The sequence below is a fragment of the Craterilacuibacter sp. genome, assembly GCF_051659485.1.
Classification (GTDB): Bacteria; Pseudomonadota; Gammaproteobacteria; order Burkholderiales; family Chromobacteriaceae; genus Craterilacuibacter.
On sequence record NZ_JBOFOO010000331.1, the window covers coordinates 1 to 2,410 of the forward strand.

Here is a 2,410-nt window from a genome sequence, read left to right on the forward strand (position 1 = left end):
TGATCTACGGCTGCATCCGCGACTCGGTTGCGATCAAGGCGCTAGACCTTGGGGTACAGGCCATCGCCACCAACCCGAAAAAATCGGTCAAGCGCGGCGAGGGCCAGCGGGATCTGCCGGTGCACTTTGCCGCCATCACCTTTACCCCCGGCGAGTGGCTGTATGCCGACGAAGACGGCATTCTGCTATCGGCGACACCACTGCGGTAAGCCATCCGCCGCGCGCATGTAAAAACGGCCGCAGCGCGGCCGTTTTGTACTGATGGCGATTAAACCGTCAGGCAATGCCCAGCATATCGCAGGCCACCGCCTCGGCAACCTTGATGCCGTCCACACCGGCCGACAGGATGCCGCCGGCGTAGCCTGCACCCTCGCCCGCCGGATACAGGCCCTTGACGTTCATGCTTTGCAGCGTATCGTCGCGCTTGATGCGCAAGGGGCTGGAGGTGCGGGTCTCGACGCCGGTCAGTACCGCGTCGGCCATGTCGTAGCCGCGAATCTTCTTGGCGAAGGCCGGAATCGCCTCGCGCATGGCCTCGATGGCGTAGGCCGGCAAGGCCGTTGACAGATCGGTCGGCGTCACGCCCGGCTGGTAGGACGGCACCACCGAGCCCATCGCAGTCGATGGCCGGCCAGCGACAAAGTCGCCGACAAGCTGCACCGGCGCATTGTAATTGCTGCCACCCAGCACATAGGCGTGCGACTCCAGCTCGCGCTGCAAGCGCATGCCGGCCAGAGGGTCGCTACCCGGAAAATCTTTGGGCTCGATATTGACCACCAGCCCGGCGTTGGCGTTGCGCTCGGCGCGCGAGTACTGGCTCATGCCGTTGGTAACGACACGGCCTGGCTCGCTGGCCGCCGCCACGACCTGCCCGCCCGGGCACATACAGAAGCTGTACACCGCACGGCCATTGCTGGCCTGATGCACCAGCTTGTAGTCGGCAGCGCCCAGCATCTCGTGACCGGCGTACTTGCCCCAGCGCACGTCGTCGATCAGCTTTTGCGGGTGCTCGATACGAAAGCCGACGGCAAACGGCTTTTGCTCCAGATACACCCCGCGCTCATGCAGCATCTCGAAGGTGTCGCGTGCGCTATGCCCCAGCGCCAGCACGATATGCCGGGACACAATCTCGTCGCCATTTTCCAGACGCAGGCCGCGCACCTGCTTGTTGCCGGCACCGGTGTCGTCCAGCAGCAGATCACTCACCTTGGACTGGAAGCGGATCTCGCCGCCCAGACGCTCGATCTCGGCACGCATCTTCTCGACCATACTCACCAGACGGAAGGTGCCGATATGCGGGCGGTTGACGTAGATGATCTCGTCCGGCGCACCAAAGCGCACGAACTCGGCGATCACCTTGCGCCCCAGATGGCGCGGGTCTTTGATCTGGCTATACAGCTTGCCGTCGGAGAAAGTCCCGGCCCCGCCCTCGCCAAACTGCACATTCGATTCGGGGTTGAGCTTGTTATTGCGCCACAGGCCCCAGGTGTCCTTGGTGCGCTCGCGCACCTTCTTGCCGCGCTCAAGCACGACGGGCTTAAAACCCATCTGCGCCAGCAGCAAGGCGGCAAAGATACCGCATGGACCGAAACCGACCACCACCGGGCGCTCGGTCAGTTCCTGCGGAGCACAAGCGACAAACTGGTAGCGCATATCCGGCGTCACACCGACATGCGCATCGCGGGCGAACTTTTTCAGCAGGCGTGCTTCGATGGCGGCGTCAAAATCGATATCGACGATATAGGTCAGCGCCATTACCGAGCGGCGCGCGTCGAAACTGCGCTTATAGACGGTAAAGCCGCGCACGTCGGCATCAGTTACGCCCAGACGGGCAATCACGGCATCGCGCAGGGCGTATTCGGGGTGATCAAGGGGAAGCTTGATTTCAGACAATCGCAACATGGGGAATGGGGGTCCTGGGCTGGGCGCGCATCACGGCGCAGAAGCCATTACAAATCAACAAGGTGCGCATTGTAAGAGAGGCAGCGCTTTCGCGGTAGCCACCGGCGAAAAAAACCGCCCCCTGCTATAGGCATTTACACCGATTGACGGCGCTGTTTGCGCCGGCGCCAAGCCCAGGCCGAACTCAGCCGCCATAAGGCGCTGACCGCAAAATAGACCGCAGGCGCCAGAACCAGCGCACACAGCACCAAGCCCAGCAGCAAGGGCTTACCCGTTGCACTCAGATTGTCCAGCCAGCTTGCCGATGCCAGCGTTGCGTCGCCAACAGAAGCCGGCTCACCCAGCAGAAATGCGCCCAGTCGATAAGCCAGATAATAGATAGGGGCAAAGGTCAGCGGGTTGGTCACCAGCGTAGACAAGGCCGCGGCAGCCACGTTGGCACGCAGGATAATAGCCGCCCCCACTGCCAGAATAATCTGGGCAAAAGGTGTAAGCAGACCGAAAAACA

The 2,410-nt window shown here is 62.2% G+C and carries 2 protein-coding genes and 1 pseudogene; 1 reads left to right on the forward strand and 2 read right to left on the reverse strand.

Annotated elements, in window-relative coordinates; translation table 11 throughout:
- Window positions 1–209: pseudogene (locus ACRC1E_RS11405) on the forward strand (putative 4-hydroxy-4-methyl-2-oxoglutarate aldolase); the annotation flags it as partial.
- A gap of 67 nt (window positions 210–276) precedes the next feature.
- On the opposite strand, the gene ACRC1E_RS11410 reads toward ACRC1E_RS11405, so the two are convergent.
- Together ACRC1E_RS11410 and ACRC1E_RS11415 are read right to left on the reverse strand one after the other, a co-directional pair.
- Complete coding sequence (locus ACRC1E_RS11410) at window positions 277–1,902, reverse strand: NAD(P)/FAD-dependent oxidoreductase (protein ID WP_438515214.1); 1,626 nt, start codon at window positions 1,900–1,902, stop codon at window positions 277–279.
- 134 nt (window positions 1,903–2,036) lie between these two features.
- Window positions 2,037–2,410, reverse strand: a 374-nt coding sequence (locus tag ACRC1E_RS11415; protein ID WP_438515215.1) for a DUF2062 domain-containing protein, incomplete at its 5' end; no start/stop codon positions are given.

Coding starts and splice junctions, on each gene's coding strand:
- ACRC1E_RS11410 (WP_438515214.1), bottom strand. CDS start 1,902: ATGTTGCGATTGTCTGAAATCAAGCTTCCCCTTGATCACCCCGAATAC.